The following is an 18,252-nucleotide window of genomic DNA, read 5'->3' as shown; positions in this document are numbered from 1 at the left end:
TCGCTATGCTCGTTTTCCTACCATAACTCCTATGATGAGACTACCTGCAAATAAGGAACTACATATTATAAGTATCTCTTGCACAGGTATAACAACCCTGCCTATTGCTTTACTCGCAACAATATAAACAATAAGCAACAGAAATGCGAATACAAATGAGACGTTTACATGCTTTTTTATATTTTCATTTACTCGCTCATCTATATCAGGGAGTTCTTCTTTTTTGTACTTACGCTTTTTGTAATACGTATACACTATCAAAAATACAATTGCTAAAACGTTACTCACTACGAGCGGTAAAATTGGTATAGCCGGATTCATAATATGAACTACAATGTCTCCCAAAAACAATCCAATAGTCGCACCAATCAATAACTTTTTAGTATCGTCCATTTTTCTCCCCTTACTCTAGCGTAAATATTTCTTCCACCTTCACCTCAAAATATTTAGCGATTTTTAAGGATAACTCTAAACTCGGGTTATAATGATGGTTTTCAATCGCCACAATTGTCTGCCGCGTCACCTGCATCGCCTTCGCCATTTCAACTTGCGTTATATGATTTTGCTTTCTTAACTCTTTTATTTTATTTTTCACACCCATAGGCTCCACCTTCGAAAGTAAAGATATCTTTACGTTAATTATAAATATTTTCCAGTTGCAAGTAAAGATATCTTTACAAATTTTAGAAAAACATTTCACTACGGCACCTTCTCTAACAAAGTACAGGCGTAATTCAATTTATATCAGCGATTTTTTTAATATATCAACTTACCAACATCCATAGCCCTATAATCATAAGAAAAAGCTGTTCCCAAATACCTTTGGGAACAGCTTCTCCGCCCTACTACATAAATCCTAACGCATATACAAGAACGTATCCAAGAATAGAAAGGAAAACCGAACCAATTAGCCCTGCCACGAACGCCTTACTTCCTAACTTACGGAACGTTTTAAACTCTACATTTAAACCAAGTCCTGCCATCGCCATAGCGATAAGCATGTAAGCAATGACAACAATGTATCCGGCAACAACTTCTGGGATAATACCGAGCGAATGCACGGCACTCATTGCTAAAAATCCGAAGATGAACCATGGTATTGGAAGGTCGCGCCACGATCTTTTTTCCTCGCTCCCTTCGCTCTTACCAAACCATAGTCCAATTAAAATCGCTACTGGCACAAGCATTGCAACGCGCGTTAACTTCACGATAACTGCGATATCTACAGCCGTGCTTCCTCCTGGCGCCGCAGCTGCGATGACATGAGCGATTTCATGCAGCGTCGCACCTGAGAATACACCGTAACCGTACGGTGAGAAGCCAAGCACTGGGTACAATAGCGTATAAATAAGTGTAAATATTGTACCTAAAATTGCAATAATCGCTGCGCCGACTGCCGTTTCCTCATCCTTCGCTTTCACTTGCGGTGCAATTGCCACGACCGCTGCCGCGCCGCAAATTGCTGTTCCGCACGCTGTTAAAATTCCAAGCTTCTTCTCTACTTTAAATACTTTCGTTAGTCCATATACAACGAAAATCGTAAATGTAATAACAACCGCTGCGATGACCAGTACTTTCGGCCCTGCCTTCGCAATATCAACAAGATTTAATCGCATTCCAAGTAAGATGATCCCGAAGCGAAGTAACTTCTTACTCGCAAAGTTCGTTCCAGCTATCGCTTCTTGCGGAACTCCAATTGCCGCACGCCAAACCATCCCAATTAGAATAGCAATTACTAATTGTCCCATAATATTTAAAAATGGAAGCTCTGCTAAATATTTCGCAGCAATTGCGATTAATAGTGTAATCCCAATTCCTTGCGAAAATCCATAACCCTTCTTCTTTTGTATAACAAGTGTTTGTTCCACTTTGAACCACTCCAATAATCGTATTGGAACATGCATGTTCTTTCTACTTACATTATAAGAGAGTTTCTATAATAAGTTTAATACCAATATTGAATCTCTATCATCAGAAATAATTATGATAAGATGAAAGAAAAACGAAAGGAACCCATTACATGAACGTAGACATTTTAAAAATTTTTGTTACTGTCGTTGAACAGAAACACTTCTCCCGTGCAGCAGAATTATTAAACCTTTCACAGCCTGGCGTAAGTATGCATATACGCAACTTAGAAAACGAATTTGGCACTACACTTATTCAGCGCTCTCCGAAGCACGTTCAAGTAACGGAGGCTGGAAACATATTATATATACATGCAAAGCAAATGCTCTCTCTTTATGAAGATGCTAAGCAAGAGATTAACGAACTACATAACGTTGTAACAGGAACTCTTCGCATCGGTGCTAGTTTTACAATTGGTGAATACTTACTTCCCAAAATACTGGCTAACTATGCGAATGAAAATCCACACGTCGAAGTTCATACTTTTATCTCAAATACAGAAGATGTTTTGCAAAGCCTTCGCTCTAATCAAATTGATATCGGCTTGGTGGAAGGGCAAGTCGTATACGCCGACGTTGACGTTGAAACGTTTATGCAAGATGAAATGAAGCTCGTCGTCCCGCCAAATCATCCACTGCTCCAAACAAATGAAATAAGTGAAAGCACACTCCAAGATCAAGTATGGGTATTAAGAGAAAGTGGTTCTGGTACACGCGCTTATAGCGACCGCTTTATTCATCAACACCATTTGAAAATGAAACGATTCTTTACATTTAGTAGTATCCAAAGCGTGAAGGAAGCAGTTAGTGCCGGACTTGGCATCGCTATCCTTTCTGATTGGACCGTACGGAAAGAGTTACTGGCAAAAGAGCTATTCCACGTTGAAGTTCCGAATGAACAACTCATCCGTCCATTCTCCATCGTGCGCGGCAAATATTTTATTCCATCTAAAGCTATTCAAGTGTTTTTAAATCATGTAGATTCTTTTACGAAAAAACAGCATTGACCTTTATATTAGTGTGAAAGTTTACAATACATGTAAAAGGAGTGAAATACATTACTGCTTATTACCCATCTTTGATTTTGTTAGTTCTTCATTTAAAGGGGATATTATTTGGGATGCGAATGGACTAGATAAAATCAAAAATCATAAACAGAAATAAGTTTGACAAACTGTTTTGTATGCGCATACAATAAAAGTAATATTATGAAAGGAAGGTACTTTGACCAATGAAGTTCTAATTCTCTTATTTATTTCATCCATCACAAATAGTGAACAAAAAATGATGAAAACTAGCAGGGGATTAGTCTGTCCATTTGTCGATACTTTCTTTCGAAACGATCATGTAAAAAAATCGTTTATTTATGTACGATTTTTTACATGCAAGGGCGACGTTTATCCTCTCTAGTGAAACTAGGGAGGTTTTTTTATGACTATTTTATTCGCACGTAATATTGGAAAGAGCTTTGGTAATCACACACTATTTACGTTATCATCACTGGAAATTCAAGCACAGGACCGTATAGGAATTGTCGGTGTTAACGGAGCTGGTAAATCTACGTTATTACAAATATTAAGTAAAGAAATAGACGCTGATAAAGGCATAGTAACTCATCATAGTTCTATCAGCATCATTCCTCAGCTTAGCGAGGACCTACCGGAAACCGCTTCTTCTCTCGCAAAGGGAAAATGGAGTATTTCAAACGTTACAGATGCAATGAGCGGTGGTGAACGAATGCGACTAAAGATTGCCCATGCTCTCGAACAAGATGCAGGCATTTTATTCGCTGATGAACCAACAAGCCACTTAGATATGTTCGGTACAGAGCAATTAGAAAAGGCACTTTTATCTTATAAAGGGGCACTTGTTTTAATATCGCATGACCGTGATTTTCTAGATAATATATGTACAAAAATCATTGAAATTGAAGACGGTACGATTCAAGAGTATAAAGGGAATTATTCGAACTATCGAAAACAAAAAGAACGTGAACGAATACAAAAACAAGCAGAGTATGAGCAATATATACAAGAAAAAAATCGTTTAGAGCAATCCATTTTACAAAGAAAACAACGTGCTTCCAACATGACAAAAATCCCAACTCGGTTCAGTTCATCTGAATCTAAACTTTATAAGTTAAGCGGGGCTCATGGGCAAGAACAGGTTAGCAAAGCAACAAAGGCATTAGAAACACGTCTCGAAAAACTAGAAAAGAAAGAAAAACCAAAAGATCTTTCTCAGGCTCAGTTTGACGTGCAATATCATACACCCATTCATAGTAAAGTGGCAGTACAGTTTAATAAAGCAGCGAAAAAGATAGGTGAACGCACACTATTTAAAAATATGAATGGAACTATTGCTCCTGGGGCAAAGCTTGCTATTCTAGGTGCAAACGGAAGCGGCAAAACAACTTTGTTCAACATGCTTCTCGCCAACGAGCGTGGCATTCAGCTTTCGAAAAGTTGTAAAATTGGATACTTTGAACAAACATTATCAATTTTAAAAACAGATAAAACCATTTTAGAAAACGTTCTAGAAGAAACAAATTATACTGAATCGTTCGTTCGAACAATACTTGCAAGGCTCCTATTCCGCCGTGAAGATGTTCATAAACCTGTGCACGTTCTAAGCGGTGGTGAACGAATGAAGGTTGCACTCGCAAAAGTATTTTTAGGAAACTATAATATGCTTTTGCTCGATGAACCGACAAACTATTTGGACTTAGCGACGCAAGAAGAATTAGAAATCATGTTACAAGAATACCCTGGCACAATACTTTTCATTAGCCATGACCGTGCCTTTATTCGCTCTGTTGCAGACCATATTCTACAAGTAGATGAGAGTGAACCAAGGGTATTCCACGGTAATTACGAGCAATACACAAAAAGAACAACCGAGGATTCTGTAAACGTTACTGAACAAGAATTATTACGATTACAAACAAAATTAACAGAAATCATCGGCCGAATTTCCATACCAAATCATCACGATGACATTCCATCTCTCGAACAAGAATACGAAACATTATTAGTTCAAATCCGAAAATGTAAAGAAGCGCTCTAATGTCTTCCCTATATGTCGACAAGGCCTTCCACATTTCCCAAGAAATATTGAAGCTTCGACATGATAACAAAAAAGCCGTGCACCAGCACGGCTTTTTACTTTATATACGGACAGCAGTCCCGCTCACTGCAACCATTAGCATCCCTTCGCGAACTACTTCGTAATCCACGTCGATACCTACAATTGCATTTGCATTTTTTTGTCTTGCAAAAGTTTTCATCTCTTCCATTGCAATGTCGCGCGCTTCTTTTAATTTACTTTCATAAGCGCCAGCACGACCGCCGACAACGTCACGGACGGAGGCAAAAAGGTCGCGAACGATATTCGCACCCATAATCGCTTCTCCATTGACGATATCGATATACTCAATAATTTCTTTCCCTTGAATTGTAGACGTTGTTGTTACAATCATACTTTATAGCCTCCCATATGAGATTTTTACCTACTTATGGTGCACTAATTCAGTACAAATTATATTTATGAACTAAACTGAGCTTCGTATAACCTGCTGTATCCTCCGCCTTGCTCAATTAATTCATCATGGGAACCTTGTTCTGCAATACCATCTTTATTTACAACAACGATACGATCTGCATTTTTAATCGTTGCAAGTCTGTGAGCGATAACTAATGTTGTACGACCGACAGATAGTTCAGCAAGTGATTTTTGAATCGCTAGTTCCGTCTCTGTATCTAATGCAGAAGTCGCTTCATCTAATATTAAAATTGGCGGGTTTTTCAAGAACATACGAGCAATCGCTAGACGCTGCTTCTGTCCACCAGAAAGTTTCACGCCGCGCTCACCAATAACAGTATCTAAACCGTCTGGTTGTGAGTAAATTAAGTCTTCTAACTGCGCACGTTTTACTGCCTGCCAAATTTCGGCTTCTGACGCCTTTAAATTTCCGTAAGCGATATTTTCACGAATCGTTCCAGAGAATAAGAACACATCTTGCTGCACAATTCCAATCTGCTTACGAAGTGAAGATAGCGTCATATCTTTCGTATCAATACCATCAATTTGAATCGATCCAGACGATTGCTCATAAAAACGTGGGAGTAAACTACATAACGTTGTTTTCCCTGCTCCTGATGGTCCAACGAATGCGACTGTTTCACCTGCATGTATTTTCAAACTAATATCATTTAAAATCGGTTCTTTATTTTCATATCCGAACGTAATGTTGCTATATTGAATATCACCGTGTACATGTTTAACTTGGATCGCATCTTTAGAGTCTACAATATCTGGCTCTGTTTCAAGAAGCTCTACATATCTCTTAAAACCAGCGATCCCTTTCGGATAGCTTTCAATTACCGCATTAATTTTTTCAATTGGACGGAAGAAAATATTCGTTAATAAAACGAATCCGATAAATCCACCGTACGTTAACTCACCTTGCAGAACAAACCATGTACCACATATTAAAACGAAGAGCGTTACGAGACGCATGAGCATATAACTAATCGACGAATTTAACGCCATAATTTTATATGCCATTAATTTCGTTATACGGAAACGAGCGTTATTTACAGCAAATTGCTCTTTCTCAAACTTTTCATTTCCAAATGCTTGTACAACGCGGATACCACCAACGTTGTTCTCAATACATGCATTGAAATCAGCAACATCTGAGAATAAACGTCTAAACGTACCTGTCATTTTTTTGTTGAAGTAAAGTGCTAACCATAATAAGAATGGAATGACGAAGAACGTTAATAGCGCTAACTTCCAGTTGATCATCATCATAAATGAGAACGCCCCAACTAAAGTCATTACGGCGATAAATAAATCTTCTGGTCCGTGGTGAGCAATTTCCCCAATTTCCATTAAGTCGTTTGTAAGACGGGAAATTAAATGACCTGTTTTATTATTGTCAAAAAATCTGAATGATAGCTTTTGAATGTGATCAAATAATTTCTGCCTCATATCCGTTTCAATGTTAACCCCAAGCATATGCCCCCAATATGTAACGACATATTGTAAGCCTGCATTTAATATATACACTGCAAGTAAACCGAAACAAGCCCATAAAATAAGCGTCCAGTTTTGCCCTGGCAATAACTTATCAATAAATTGATTTACGATAAGCGGGAAGCCAAGTTCTAGTAACCCTGCGACCACCGCGCAAGAAAAGTCGAGTATAAATAAACCTTTATACGGTTTATAGTAAGAAAAAAATTTACGTAGCATATTTCCCCTCCATTTTCCAAAATTAAAAAGACTCCCTAAATGATAACCATTATCAAATAATTATTCAAGTTATCCGTCTATGAAACTTAAAAATAAGGTTTGCGATAGTTGTCGTTTTTTGCCGGAAAGTCGATATATTTTCAGTTGCGCTGATATATCCCAATAATCGCTGATATAATTTTCATTTACTACTGCCCCCACCCATCAAAAACAAAAAAGGGTATCACCACAAGGTGACACCCTCACTTCTATTACATAGCTTCTGAATCCCATTCATGCTCCTGCTGAACAAACACAATTCCTAATTCGTGATGTCCTCCGGCGTATAATGCCGTTTGAGCAAGGCGAAGCTCTCCATTTGTATCTAATACTTCTAATTTACAAAATGCTCCTGTCGTCTTCGTTTGAAGCGCATCATAAAATTCTTCAGCGCTCCTTGGAATGACTCCATTTACTTTCGTAATAATTTCTCCGGGTAATAAATTCAGCTCTGCCCCAATTGTATTCGGGATTGTATCTAGTACAACGAGTCCATCATTACGTGCAGCGAAGTACGCCGGTCTTGTCTCATCGGAAATTTTTTCTTGCATGGAGATCGTGAAACGTCCAAGCATTGCAACACCCATCGCGATAATGGCAAGTACGTGCCACCAATAACTTGCGATTCCTAGAACAAGTACAATTCCTGCTAATCCGTAGACACGTCTTCCTGTAAATAATAAGGCTTCCGTCGGCTCATAACTTCTAATCTTTCTCATAAATCCAATTAAAAATGGAACGAGGAATAGAGAATATGTATCTGAACCTATTGAAACGACAGGCCACCATGAAATAAACTGCGTTACTGCATCACCTGGTACAAGAATAAAAATCGGAACGATCCATAAACGCTTTGATTCGTGTAAACCAATCTTTAACCCACGCTTACCCTTCCTAATCTTCGGCGTAGAATATCCTACTGCATTTTTAGAAATCAACAAGCCCTCTACAACTAGCATGACGCCTAGTAAAATAGCAAGAGATACAATCGTACCCTCTTCACCTTCTCCAAGCTGTAAGAAGGAAACTGGTAGCTTAGAAGATAGTAGCACACATACAATCGCGATACTAAATGTATAAGCTGCTGATAAATATCGATACATAGCAGTTAAGCCAAATAGAAACGTCCAAAGTAAGATGACCCATAAGCTTGCTTTAGAAACGACAAGGCCAAGCCCAATCGTAATAATAGATACGATTAATCCGTATCCAACTCCCGCAAATAGAGATGTTCGCAGTTCAAACCAAATATCATAAACTTTAAAGGAAAAATCCTTTCGTTCTCGTAACATACGTAAGTATCCAACAAAGATACTACTTATTAAAAATACATAGACAGCAGGGTGTAAGAAAAAACGTCCAACTGCCCGCATTATTTCAAAAATCCATGCCTCCACGAACCCAATCACCACCATTTATATCATTCTTTCTTTTTATATTATCATAACTGGACAAACGTTTGTTTAACACAAAAAAATACAGGCAGCAAACTGCCTGTATTTCTTCTTATTTCGCTATTAATTTTAATGCTGACTGTAATTGTAGATCATTTTCTCCAGAACGGATTTTTTCAATAATTTTCGTTTGAATCGCCTCAGCTGTCTTTTTATCCAGCTGTCCTGTCGCTTCCATCTCATTCGCATTTTGGAATGCTTTCAGCGCTGATTCTGTCTCTTTACTAAAGTATCCATCTTCACGTCCTGGTACATATCCTAAACTCTTAAGCATTTCTTGTGCGTGTTTTACTTGCACATCATTTGAATTGTATGAAAGTGTCTTTTCAATTTGAATTGGTGTCGCATGATAATAATCTGGTTGCTTCACTTCTACTGTTGGCGCGATTCCTTTTTTATGAATCCAGTTTCCATCCGGTGTTAACCATTTAAACATCGTTAATTTAATGTTGCTGCCATCTTTAAATGGAACGGCTTGCTGCACAGTACCTTTACCAAATGTTTTTTCACCAACTAAATCGTATCCTTCTCCCTCTTTTAACGCACCCGCTAAAATCTCTGAGGCAGAAGCACTTCCGTTATCAATTAATACTGAAATTGGATATGGCTTTCTCTCTTTCAGTTCCGTAGAGAATTTCTTCTTCCCACCATTTCGCTCTTCTACTTGTAGCATTGGCTTTTTATCCGTCATAATTTCCCCTAGTATCTCTTCTACACTATTTAAGTAGCCACCAGGATTACCACGCACGTCAATAACTAGGCCTTTTATGTTTTTCTTCTCTAACTCTTTTAACTGATCCTTAAATTCTTTCGCTGTATTTTCAGCAAAGGAAGTGATTTGCATATAACCGATATCTTTTCCGCTCTCTTGTTTCACAGAACTAAACACTGTGAAGATTGGAATTTTTTCACGCTTAATTTTAAATACAATCGGATCAGCTACTCCTGCACGCTTAATTTCAATCGCGACAGTCGTTCCTTTTTTACCACGAATCTTTAACACTGCTTCTTCACGCGATAAATCTTTCACACTATTTCCATCTACAGATAAAATTTGGTCATTCGGTTTAATTCCAATCTTTTCTGCCGGTGAGCCTTTAATTGGAGATACGATAATAAGCTTACCGTCCGTTTTGTTCACCTCAGCCCCAATCCCCTCTAGCTCAGGATCAAGCGATTCACTAAACTGTTTAGCCGTTTCTTTATCCATATACGTGGAATAAGGGTCCTTCAGCGTAGACAACATACCTTGTATTGCACCTTCGACTAACTTGTCATCCTTCACGTCTTCCACATAACGTGAATCAATTAGTGCATACGCCTCATTAATTTTTGCCAAATTCCCTTGCGCGGTGCTAGCATTTCCACTCGAAATTGTTTGCGTTACTTCTGCTGGGTTAACCCCAAATAAAGACATACCTGCAAACATTCCGCCAGCACCAATTAAAAATGCAACAACCATTCCAATAATCGCAACTCTACGTTTCAATGCGGAATTCCCCTTTCCAAAACACACAGGTGGTGTAGCAAAAGGCATCACACAGTGTGTGATGCCTTTACCTATTTCTACTATATGATAAGCTTGTACGAATTATGTTTGCAACTTTTTATACTTTTAAGAAGCGACGAATTGACATTACACTTCCCCACATACCGATTAAAGCCCCGATTAACACTAATAAACCTGCTAATTGGAATACGAAAGGACTGTATGGTAGAAGTTCAAAAATTGTTCCGCCAAGTTTTTCGTTAAACACACTTTGTAGTGAATTATACGTAACTAGAATTAGGCCAATTGGAATAATTGATCCTAATACTCCTAGGAATAATCCCTCTAATAAAAACGGCCAACGAATAAACCAGTTTGTTGCACCTACTAGCTTCATAATTTCGATTTCTGTACTACGAGCATAGATTGTAATTTTAATTGTATTAGAGATTAAGAACATCGCTGTGAATAAAAGACCTGCAATCAACGCAATCCCGATATTACGTCCTGTTTTTACAGTATCAAATAATTTTTCAACTTGGCCTTTACCATATTGAACATTACTTACAAACTGCATTTTCTCAATCTTTTTCGCGATTGTCGCTGTATCTGTTGGTTCTTTTGCTTTTACAATGAATACGTTTTTAAGTGGGTTATCTTGTTCAAATAACTCAAACGTTTTTCCGCTATCGCCTAAGCTTTTAATTAAACGTTTTAACTCTTCTTCTTTAGAAGAATATTTAATAGAGTCCACTTTTGCAATCTTACTCATATCATCTTCTAATTTCTTTTGATCAGCTTCTTTTGCTGCTGGATCAATGTGTACACGAATCTCTACATCTTGCTCTACTTTCGTCGCAAAATGGTTCATATTCATAATCGCTGTTAAGAAGACACCTACAAGTAATAATGTAACTGTTACTGCACTAACAGAAGCAAACGTCATCCATCCGTTACGTGATAGATTCTTTACACCTTCTCGCAAATGTCGACTAAGGGTCTTAGCCTTCATATCCGTATCCTCCCTCAATCTCATCTCGAACAATTTTTCCGCCTTCAATCGCGATTACACGATGACGGATTGTATTTACGATATCTGCGTTATGTGTCGCCATAACAATCGTTGTACCACGCTCGTTAATACGCGTGAAAATCTTCATAATATCAAGAGCTGTTTCAATATCTAAGTTACCTGTTGGCTCATCGGCAATTACAACCTTTGGTCTATTAACAATCGCTCTCGCAATGGCAACACGTTGCTGCTCCCCACCCGAAAGTTCACTTGGTAGTGCGTCTGCACGATCCTCAAGACCTACAAGACCTAAAACTTCTGTTACACGCTCAAGAATTGCTTCTTTTTCTTCTTCAATTACTTCTAAGGCAAACGCAACATTCTCATATACCGTTAACTTAGGTAATAATTTAAAATCTTGGAAAATTACGCCTAATTGACGTCGAAAATATGGAACATCTCTTTCTGCTAATGTTTCAATAACAAGTCCATTTACATTAATCGATCCTGTAGATGGCTTCTCTTCACGATACATCATTTTAATAAATGTAGATTTCCCGGCTCCACTCGGTCCAACTACGTATACAAACTCACCTTGTTTAATGTTAACTGTGAGACCAGCAATGGCTTTCATACCATTCGGGTACTCCTTATAAACATTCGTCATTTTTATCATTATTTATCACCCAATACTTAATGATTTTTTTCGAAATACTTTTCTGTACATTTGAAAATAAAGGTAACCTTTTATTTTCGCTTGACCACTCTTGTTGAAGGTAGTCTACTTACAACCTTTTTATAAGCAATACTACTATGTAATATATTTCAGCAAAATTCTACAAACCCCATTGTAACATCAAACTGTTTCCAGTTCGGATACAATTTTGTTACAGTTATGTTACACTCCAAAAATAGGAAACGAGCTGTCATAGTTCTTATCCAAAATCATTTTGGGATAAGATTATATAATCAACTCGTCCATTTTACCCTTTTTATTTATGTTCAGCTAACCACTCAGCTACTTTTTTCGCATCCTCACCTTGAATAATTCCTGGTGACATGGAACCGCGACCTTTTTCAATGATCTTTTCAATCTCTGCTGCATCATATTTCTGTCCCACTTTTCGTAAATCCGGTCCAGTTGCTCCCGATAAATCTTTCGCATGACAGCCTATACAACTTTTTTGGTAAATTTGTTCTGCGCTATCCGTGCTTGCAGATTGTTTCGAAGGCTTACTCTCTTCTTTATTTCCACATGCTCCTAAAGCAAAAACGACTGATGTTCCTAGCGCAATAGCCAACAATTTCTTTTTCACTTCTATCGCTCCCCATTGTTGATATTCTTTTCATTCCTAACACACTCATTTTCATTATAAGCATTATCTTTATATAGAAAAACTAAGGTATATTTCATATTCTTCAAAAATACAGTAAGAACCCTGATAATATAAAGCTTTCATAAGTTGTTTCAATTCTGTGAACAACGTAAAAACTTCTATAAAGAATTCTTTTTGAACAGAAAATCAGAAAAGTTCTGTTAAAGTCTTACTCTATTACCGCTCTGTTTTACTATTCTCTACTTTTTACAAAACAATATACCACAGTATATGCTACATATAATCCCATCAAAAAGAGAAGTTGTCGTTTCCAACTTCTCTTCCTCTTTACTTCATTTATAGAAATAAAATCAAATTCTTTATATCCTCGATTATCCTCAGCATACGCCGACAACTTTGTTGGCTTTTTTTCGCTTATCCCGCATTAACGGGCAGTAAGATCCCCAACTCAAAATTCAGCGAAAGCAAAGAAGTTAGGTGCGGAATCAACTGCCCGTAAAAGCCCGATTGGTGAGGGCTAATAATCAGTGGGGATGCCCCCTACTGATTAAAGTTTCACTTTATTAGATGCGAGAACGTAAGTAAGCATCAATAAATGGATCAATTTCTCCATCCATAACTGCTTGCACGTTACCAACCTCTGTATTTGTACGGTGGTCTTTCACAAGAGAATACGGGTGGAATACGTAAGAACGAATTTGGCTACCCCATCCGATTTCTTTTTGTTCACCGCGAATTTCATCTAACTCCGCTTGTTGCTCTTCTAATTTCTTTTGGTATAATTTTGCTTTTAACATTTTCATCGCGTGCTCACGGTTTTTAATTTGTGAACGCTCTGACTGACATGTTACAACTGTGTTTGTAGGTGTATGTGTAATACGAACTGCTGAGTCTGTCGTATTAATATGCTGTCCACCTGCACCACTTGCACGGTACGTATCAATTTTTAAGTCCTCTGAACGTATTTCGATTTCAACTTCATCATTGAACTCAGGTACAACTTCACAAGATACGAACGATGTATGACGACGGCCTGAAGAATCGAATGGCGAAATACGTACAAGACGATGTACACCTTTCTCTGCTTTCAAGTAACCGTAAGCGTTATGACCTTTAATTAATAAAGTAACACTCTTAATACCAGCTTCATCACCTGGTAAGTAGTCAACCGTTTCTACTTTAAACCCACGTTTTTCAGCCCAACGTGTGTACATACGTAATAGCATAGAACCCCAGTCTTGTGACTCTGTTCCACCAGCACCTGGGTGTAATTCTAAAATCGCGTTATTTTTATCATACGGATCACTTAGTAGTAACTGAAGTTCATACTCATTCATTTCTTGAATTAAGCCTTTTACTTCTGATTCAAGCTCCTCATGTAAATCTTCATCATACTCTTCTTTTAAAAGCTCATGCGTGATTTCTAAATTTTCAAATGTCTCATCTAACTGACGGAACTTTCCAACCATATCTTTCAGTGCATTCGCTTCGTTAATTACAGCTTGTGCGCCTTGTTGGTCATCCCAAAATCCTGCGCCCATCATTTTCTCTTCTAATTCTGCAATTTGTTTCTCCTTAGTAGGAAGGTCAAAGAGACCCCCTAAAAGCCGCTAATCTCTTAGCCATTTTCTCTAATTCCTGTCTAATTTCTACTAATTCCATTTCCTTCACCTCTATGTAATTGCTGTTACTTTCGTATGAAAACAAGGGAAACTCTCTCCACTTATGACGGAGAGAGTTTAATCCTTCTTAATTATACATTTTTGATGTAAAAGTTTGCAAAGCAGTCAGGGCTACCGCCCTGTATTACTTCCCGATACCACAGCAGTTTTTATATTTTTTACCGCTACCACATTTACATACATCGTTGCGTCCTACTTGGTCACCTTTTACAACTGGTTTTTTCTTCGCCTCTTCGCCATCACTAGATGGATGAACAGCTTCACCTTGAACAACTTCTTGACGCTCTAAGTTTTGTTCAATCTCAGCTTTCATAATGTAACGAGAAATTTCCTCTTCAATAGAAGCAATCATTGACTCGAACATTGCGAATCCTTCCATTTGATACTCACGAAGTGGGTCAATTTGACCGTAAGCACGTAAATGAATACCTTCACGAAGGTGATCCATCGCATCAATATGCTCTGTCCATTTCGTATCTACAACACGGAATACAACAACTTTTTCGAACTCACGCATTTGCTCTTCTGGCATAAGCTTTTCTTTGTAGTTGTAACGCTCTATTAATTTCGCGATAATTGGCTCGCTCATTTCCTCTGGAGCAAGGCGACGTAATTCTTCTTCTTTTATATCTCCTTCTTGCAGAAGGTTTGTATTTAAGTAGTCAACAAGACCTTTAATGTTCCAATCTTCTTCAATTTCATCTTGTGTATGAAGCGCAACAGCACGTTCTACTGTAGATTTCATCATACCTTCAATAATATCGCGTAAGTTGTCCGATTCCATTACTTCTTGACGCTGCTTGTAAATAACCTCACGTTGCTGACGAAGTACATCATCGTATTGTAGTAACTGCTTACGTGCATCATAGTTATTTCCTTCTACACGTTTTTGCGCAGATTCCACTGCACGAGAAACCATTTTACTTTCGATCGGCTGTGAATCATCCATACCAAGACGATCCATCATCGATTTCATATTATCAGAACCGAAGCGGCGCATTAATTCATCTTCCATCGATAAGTAGAATTGCGTAACACCAGGATCCCCTTGACGACCAGCACGACCACGTAACTGGTTATCAATACGACGACTTTCGTGACGCTCTGTACCGATAACTGCTAAACCAATATTTTTAATATCGTCTCCAAGCTTAATATCCGTACCACGGCCCGCCATGTTCGTCGCAATCGTTACAGCACCTTTAATACCAGCTTCTGCAATGATATCTGCTTCACGCGCATGGTTTTTCGCATTTAAAATGTTATGACGTACACCTTTACGTGTTAACATTTTTGAAATAAGCTCCGACGTTTCAATTGCAACTGTACCGACAAGCACAGGTTGTCCTTGTTTATGGCGATTTACAATATCCTCAACAACAGCATTAAATTTACCTTCCATTGATTTGAAGATTAAATCAGCACGGTCATCACGAACAATCGGTTTGTTTGTTGGAATTACGATAACATTCATGTTGTAAATGTTACGGAATTCTTCTTCCTCTGTTTTCGCTGTACCAGTCATACCAGATAACTTTTCGTACATACGGAAGTAGTTCTGGAACGTAATTGTCGCAAGCGTCATACTTTCATTTTGAATTTCTACGCCTTCTTTTGCCTCGATAGCTTGGTGTAAACCTTCGCTATAACGACGACCTTTCATAAGACGACCAGTAAATTGGTCTACAATTACGATTTCGCCTTCTTGTACAACATAATCTGTATCACGGTGCATAACAACGTGCGCACGAAGTGCCTGATTAATATGGTGAAGAAGTGCTACATGTTTTAAATCGAATAAATTTTCAATATGGAAAGCTTTCTCTGCTTTCGTAATACCATCTTCTGTTAACATTACATTTTTTGTCTTCACATCAAATGAATATTCTTTTTCATTTTCTAATGTACGTACGAATGCATTTGCAAACATGTATAGCTCTGTTGATTTTTGGGCTTGCCCAGAAATAATAAGCGGCGTACGCGCTTCATCGACTAAGATAGAATCGACTTCATCGATAATAGCAAAGTGAAGCGGGCGTTGAACACACTGCTCTTTATATAAAACCATGTTGTCACGTAAGTAATCGAATCCAAGCTCATTATTTGTGCTATACGTAATATCAGCAGCATAAGCTTCTTGTTTTTCTTCGCGTGACATACTGTTTAAGTTAATTCCTACTGTTAAGCCTAGGAACTCATGAAGTTGTCCCATTTCACTCGCATCACGTTGCGCTAAGTATTCATTGACTGTAACAACGTGAACACCTTTTCCTGTTAAAGCATTTAAATATACAGGTAATGTAGATGTTAACGTTTTACCTTCACCCGTTTTCATCTCAGAGATATTCCCTTCATGTAAGGCAATACCACCCATTAACTGTACGCCATACGGACGCATTCCAAGAACACGAGTCGCAGCTTCACGAACAACCGCAAAAGCTTCAGGTAGTAGATCATCTACTGTTTCACCTTTTGTTAGACGTTCTTTAAATTCAAGCGTCTTTCCTTTTAATTGTTCATCAGTTAATGGCTTAATAGATGGCTCTAGTGCATCAATTTGCTCAACTGTCTTCTGCATACGTTTAATTTGGCGTTGATTTACATCAAACACCTTTTTTAAAATACCGATCATAGGAAATACGCTCCTCTTTTTATTAAAATAAAACTTCCAATTGTTTTTCTTTTTCTCTATTACAATCAGTCGTTATAAAAATCAAATGTATGTTATGCCAATTTTTCTCCTAATTAAAAAAACTAAAATGTATATACCTAATGATAATTGTAACACTTGTCTTATAACTATGACAACAATCGGCCGAATGTCTCGTTCTAAATTAAGAAAACTTTTTGTAGAAATCTATTTTCAGCAAAAAAAGCGCAGCCATTTCGGCTGCGCTTTTGAATTATTATTTAGTTTCGATTAAACCATATTTCCCATCTTTACGGCCATATACAACGTTAGTTTCATTTGTATCAGCATTTGTGAAGACGAAGAAATTATGTCCTAGCATATCCATTTGTAGGATTGCTTCTTCAACGTCCATCGGTTTTAAATCGAATCGTTTTGTACGTACAAGTTCTAGTTCATCCTCTTCTACCTCATCCAGAACAGCTACTGCTTCTGGAAGGATAAAGTTCGTTTTCATAGAACCTTTCTCACGTAACTTACGATTTACCTTTGTTTTATGTTTACGAATTTGTCGCTCAAGTTTATCAACTACTAAATCGATAGCAGCGTACATATCGCTATTAGTTTCTTCTGCACGAAGTAATAAATCAGTAAATGGAATTGTTACCTCGACACGTTGCTTGTCAGAGTATACTTTTAAATTAACTTTAATCTCTGGAAATGTATCAAAATAACGCTCTAACTTACCTAGTTTTTTCTCTACATATTCCTTTAATGCTGGAGTTACTTCAATATTTTCACCACGAATGTTGAATTTCATAGATGAATTCCTCCTTTCAAGCCTATGTACTATAATTTCGACACTGGCTTAAAAACTCCTTCTAACTTTTTTAAAAAATTAGTGGAATTGCGATTTTTTTATCGTTTTTTGTTGAAATGAAAAGATGCATCGTTTCTATCTTTATTTTATCCTATTAACATCGTGAATAACGAATATAACTGTGGACAATTCGTTACAGAAAAGAAACAACTTTTTGACAACTCTATTCATAACAAAAACCCCTTGCAAAAAACAAGAGGTTCTACCATATATATAACGTTGCCACAAACGCAGCTTTCTCTTCCCAAAAACAATATTCCTACAGTTTTACAACATTGGCTGCTTGTGGTCCACGTGCGCCATCTACAATGTCAAACTCAACTTGTTGCCCTTCTTCTAATGACTTATAACCATCTTGTTGAATCGCAGAAAAATGAACAAACACATCATCACCGTCTTCACGCTCAATAAACCCAAATCCCTTTTCTGCATTGAACCATTTCACTCTTCCTTGCATGTTCATTCCATTCCCTTCACTCTAAAAATCAGGGCATTTGCCCCATAATTTGACTATAACGAATGACAACTTACGAAGTCAAAGAAGACTTATCGTCTTTTTATTAT

Annotated in this window: 16 protein-coding genes; 2 read left to right on the top strand and 14 right to left on the bottom strand. The window is 37.7% G+C overall.

Going from position 1 to position 18,252, the window contains the following annotated elements:
• Positions 1-3: 3 nt before the first annotated feature.
• The 3 genes from FS742_RS22090 to FS742_RS22080 all read right to left on the bottom strand — a co-directional run bounded on the left by FS742_RS22090 (position 4) and on the right by FS742_RS22080 (position 1,868).
• Entirely contained in the window at positions 4-393 is a 390-nt protein-coding gene (locus tag FS742_RS22090; protein WP_144615116.1) for a hypothetical protein, read from the bottom strand.
• 10 nt (positions 394-403) lie between these two features.
• The gene (locus tag FS742_RS22085; RefSeq protein ID WP_144615114.1) at positions 404-601 is read right to left on the bottom strand and encodes a helix-turn-helix transcriptional regulator; all 198 of its coding nucleotides are present in this window, start codon (positions 599-601) and stop codon (positions 404-406) included.
• A gap of 244 nt (positions 602-845) precedes the next feature.
• Entirely contained in the window at positions 846-1,868 is a 1,023-nt protein-coding gene (locus FS742_RS22080; RefSeq protein ID WP_144615112.1) for a YeiH family protein, read from the bottom strand.
• A 152-nt stretch (positions 1,869-2,020) separates the two neighbouring features.
• Here FS742_RS22080 and FS742_RS22075 point away from each other — a divergent pair, with 152 nt between their 5' ends.
• Positions 2,021-2,914 (top strand): LysR family transcriptional regulator, encoded by an 894-nt coding sequence (locus FS742_RS22075; protein WP_144615110.1) that lies wholly within the window; start codon positions 2,021-2,023, stop codon positions 2,912-2,914.
• 424 nt (positions 2,915-3,338) lie between these two features.
• Complete coding sequence (gene abc-f / locus FS742_RS22070) at positions 3,339-4,973, top strand: ribosomal protection-like ABC-F family protein (RefSeq protein ID WP_144615108.1); 1,635 nt, start codon at positions 3,339-3,341, stop codon at positions 4,971-4,973.
• Positions 4,974-5,073: 100 nt separating this feature from the next.
• On the opposite strand, the gene FS742_RS22065 is transcribed toward abc-f, so the two are convergent.
• The 11 genes from FS742_RS22065 to cspC form a co-directional block, all read right to left on the bottom strand.
• On the bottom strand, positions 5,074-5,385 hold the full coding sequence (locus FS742_RS22065; protein ID WP_000637523.1) for a heavy metal-binding domain-containing protein: 312 nt from the start codon (positions 5,383-5,385) through the stop codon (positions 5,074-5,076).
• A 65-nt stretch (positions 5,386-5,450) separates the two neighbouring features.
• Entirely contained in the window at positions 5,451-7,166 is a 1,716-nt protein-coding gene (locus FS742_RS22060; RefSeq protein ID WP_144615106.1) for an ABC transporter ATP-binding protein, read from the bottom strand.
• Positions 7,167-7,417: 251 nt separating this feature from the next.
• Positions 7,418-8,602 (bottom strand): PDZ domain-containing protein, encoded by a 1,185-nt coding sequence (locus FS742_RS22055; RefSeq protein WP_144615104.1) that lies wholly within the window; start codon positions 8,600-8,602, stop codon positions 7,418-7,420.
• A 109-nt stretch (positions 8,603-8,711) separates the two neighbouring features.
• Positions 8,712-10,148, bottom strand: a complete 1,437-nt coding sequence (locus tag FS742_RS22050) for a S41 family peptidase (protein ID WP_472924383.1) — start codon at positions 10,146-10,148, stop codon at positions 8,712-8,714.
• A 118-nt stretch (positions 10,149-10,266) separates the two neighbouring features.
• Complete coding sequence (ftsX, locus tag FS742_RS22045) at positions 10,267-11,160, bottom strand: permease-like cell division protein FtsX (protein WP_144615102.1); 894 nt, start codon at positions 11,158-11,160, stop codon at positions 10,267-10,269.
• Positions 11,150-11,836, bottom strand: a complete 687-nt coding sequence (gene ftsE, locus FS742_RS22040; RefSeq protein ID WP_000594323.1) for a cell division ATP-binding protein FtsE — start codon at positions 11,834-11,836, stop codon at positions 11,150-11,152. Before ftsE ends, ftsX begins: the two co-directional genes overlap by 11 nt.
• Positions 11,837-12,152: 316 nt before the next feature.
• Entirely contained in the window at positions 12,153-12,476 is a 324-nt protein-coding gene (gene cccB / locus FS742_RS22035; protein WP_000727965.1) for a cytochrome c551, read from the bottom strand.
• Positions 12,477-13,060: 584 nt separating this feature from the next.
• Positions 13,061-14,159, bottom strand: a protein-coding gene (gene prfB / locus FS742_RS22025) for a peptide chain release factor 2 (protein ID WP_097840497.1) whose coding sequence is annotated in 2 segments (ribosomal slippage) — positions 13,061-14,086 and positions 14,088-14,159 — 1,098 coding nt in all. Because the reading frame shifts where the segments join, the coding sequence is not laid out codon by codon here.
• A 144-nt stretch (positions 14,160-14,303) separates the two neighbouring features.
• Positions 14,304-16,811 (bottom strand): preprotein translocase subunit SecA, encoded by a 2,508-nt coding sequence (gene secA / locus FS742_RS22020; protein ID WP_144615098.1) that lies wholly within the window; start codon positions 16,809-16,811, stop codon positions 14,304-14,306.
• Positions 16,812-17,085: 274 nt separating this feature from the next.
• Positions 17,086-17,628: a ribosome hibernation-promoting factor, HPF/YfiA family gene (gene hpf / locus FS742_RS22015; RefSeq protein WP_087959291.1), complete on the bottom strand. Its 543-nt coding sequence runs from the start codon at positions 17,626-17,628 to the stop codon at positions 17,086-17,088.
• A gap of 319 nt (positions 17,629-17,947) precedes the next feature.
• Positions 17,948-18,145, bottom strand: coding sequence for a cold shock protein CspC (gene cspC / locus FS742_RS22010; RefSeq protein WP_001990088.1), 198 nt, complete (start codon positions 18,143-18,145; stop codon positions 17,948-17,950).
• Positions 18,146-18,252: the final 107 nt, after the last annotated feature.

Origin of the sequence: Bacillus cereus (assembly GCF_007678085.1) — a bacterium.
Taxonomy (GTDB): Bacteria; Bacillota; Bacilli; order Bacillales; family Bacillaceae_G; genus Bacillus_A; species Bacillus_A cereus_BE.
The sequence above is the reverse complement of the archived record's forward strand: the minus strand, read 5'-3'. Positions and strand labels throughout refer to the sequence as shown.

Bases quoted from the DNA above. Each gene is read 5' to 3' on its own strand.
- FS742_RS22090 (WP_144615116.1), bottom strand. From the start codon at position 393: ATGGACGATACTAAAAAGTTATTGATTGGTGCGACTATTGGATTGTTT.
- FS742_RS22085 (WP_144615114.1), bottom strand. From the start codon at position 601: ATGGGTGTGAAAAATAAAATAAAAGAGTTAAGAAAGCAAAATCATATA.
- FS742_RS22075 (WP_144615110.1), top strand. From the start codon at position 2,021: ATGAACGTAGACATTTTAAAAATTTTTGTTACTGTCGTTGAACAGAAA.
- abc-f (WP_144615108.1), top strand. From the start codon at position 3,339: ATGACTATTTTATTCGCACGTAATATTGGAAAGAGCTTTGGTAATCAC.
- FS742_RS22065 (WP_000637523.1), bottom strand. From the start codon at position 5,385: ATGATTGTAACAACAACGTCTACAATTCAAGGGAAAGAAATTATTGAG.
- FS742_RS22060 (WP_144615106.1), bottom strand. From the start codon at position 7,166: ATGCTACGTAAATTTTTTTCTTACTATAAACCGTATAAAGGTTTATTT.
- ftsX (WP_144615102.1), bottom strand. From the start codon at position 11,160: ATGAAGGCTAAGACCCTTAGTCGACATTTGCGAGAAGGTGTAAAGAAT.
- ftsE (WP_000594323.1), bottom strand. From the start codon at position 11,836: ATGATAAAAATGACGAATGTTTATAAGGAGTACCCGAATGGTATGAAA.
- secA (WP_144615098.1), bottom strand. From the start codon at position 16,811: ATGATCGGTATTTTAAAAAAGGTGTTTGATGTAAATCAACGCCAAATT.
- hpf (WP_087959291.1), bottom strand. From the start codon at position 17,628: ATGAAATTCAACATTCGTGGTGAAAATATTGAAGTAACTCCAGCATTA.
- cspC (WP_001990088.1), bottom strand. From the start codon at position 18,145: ATGCAAGGAAGAGTGAAATGGTTCAATGCAGAAAAGGGATTTGGGTTT.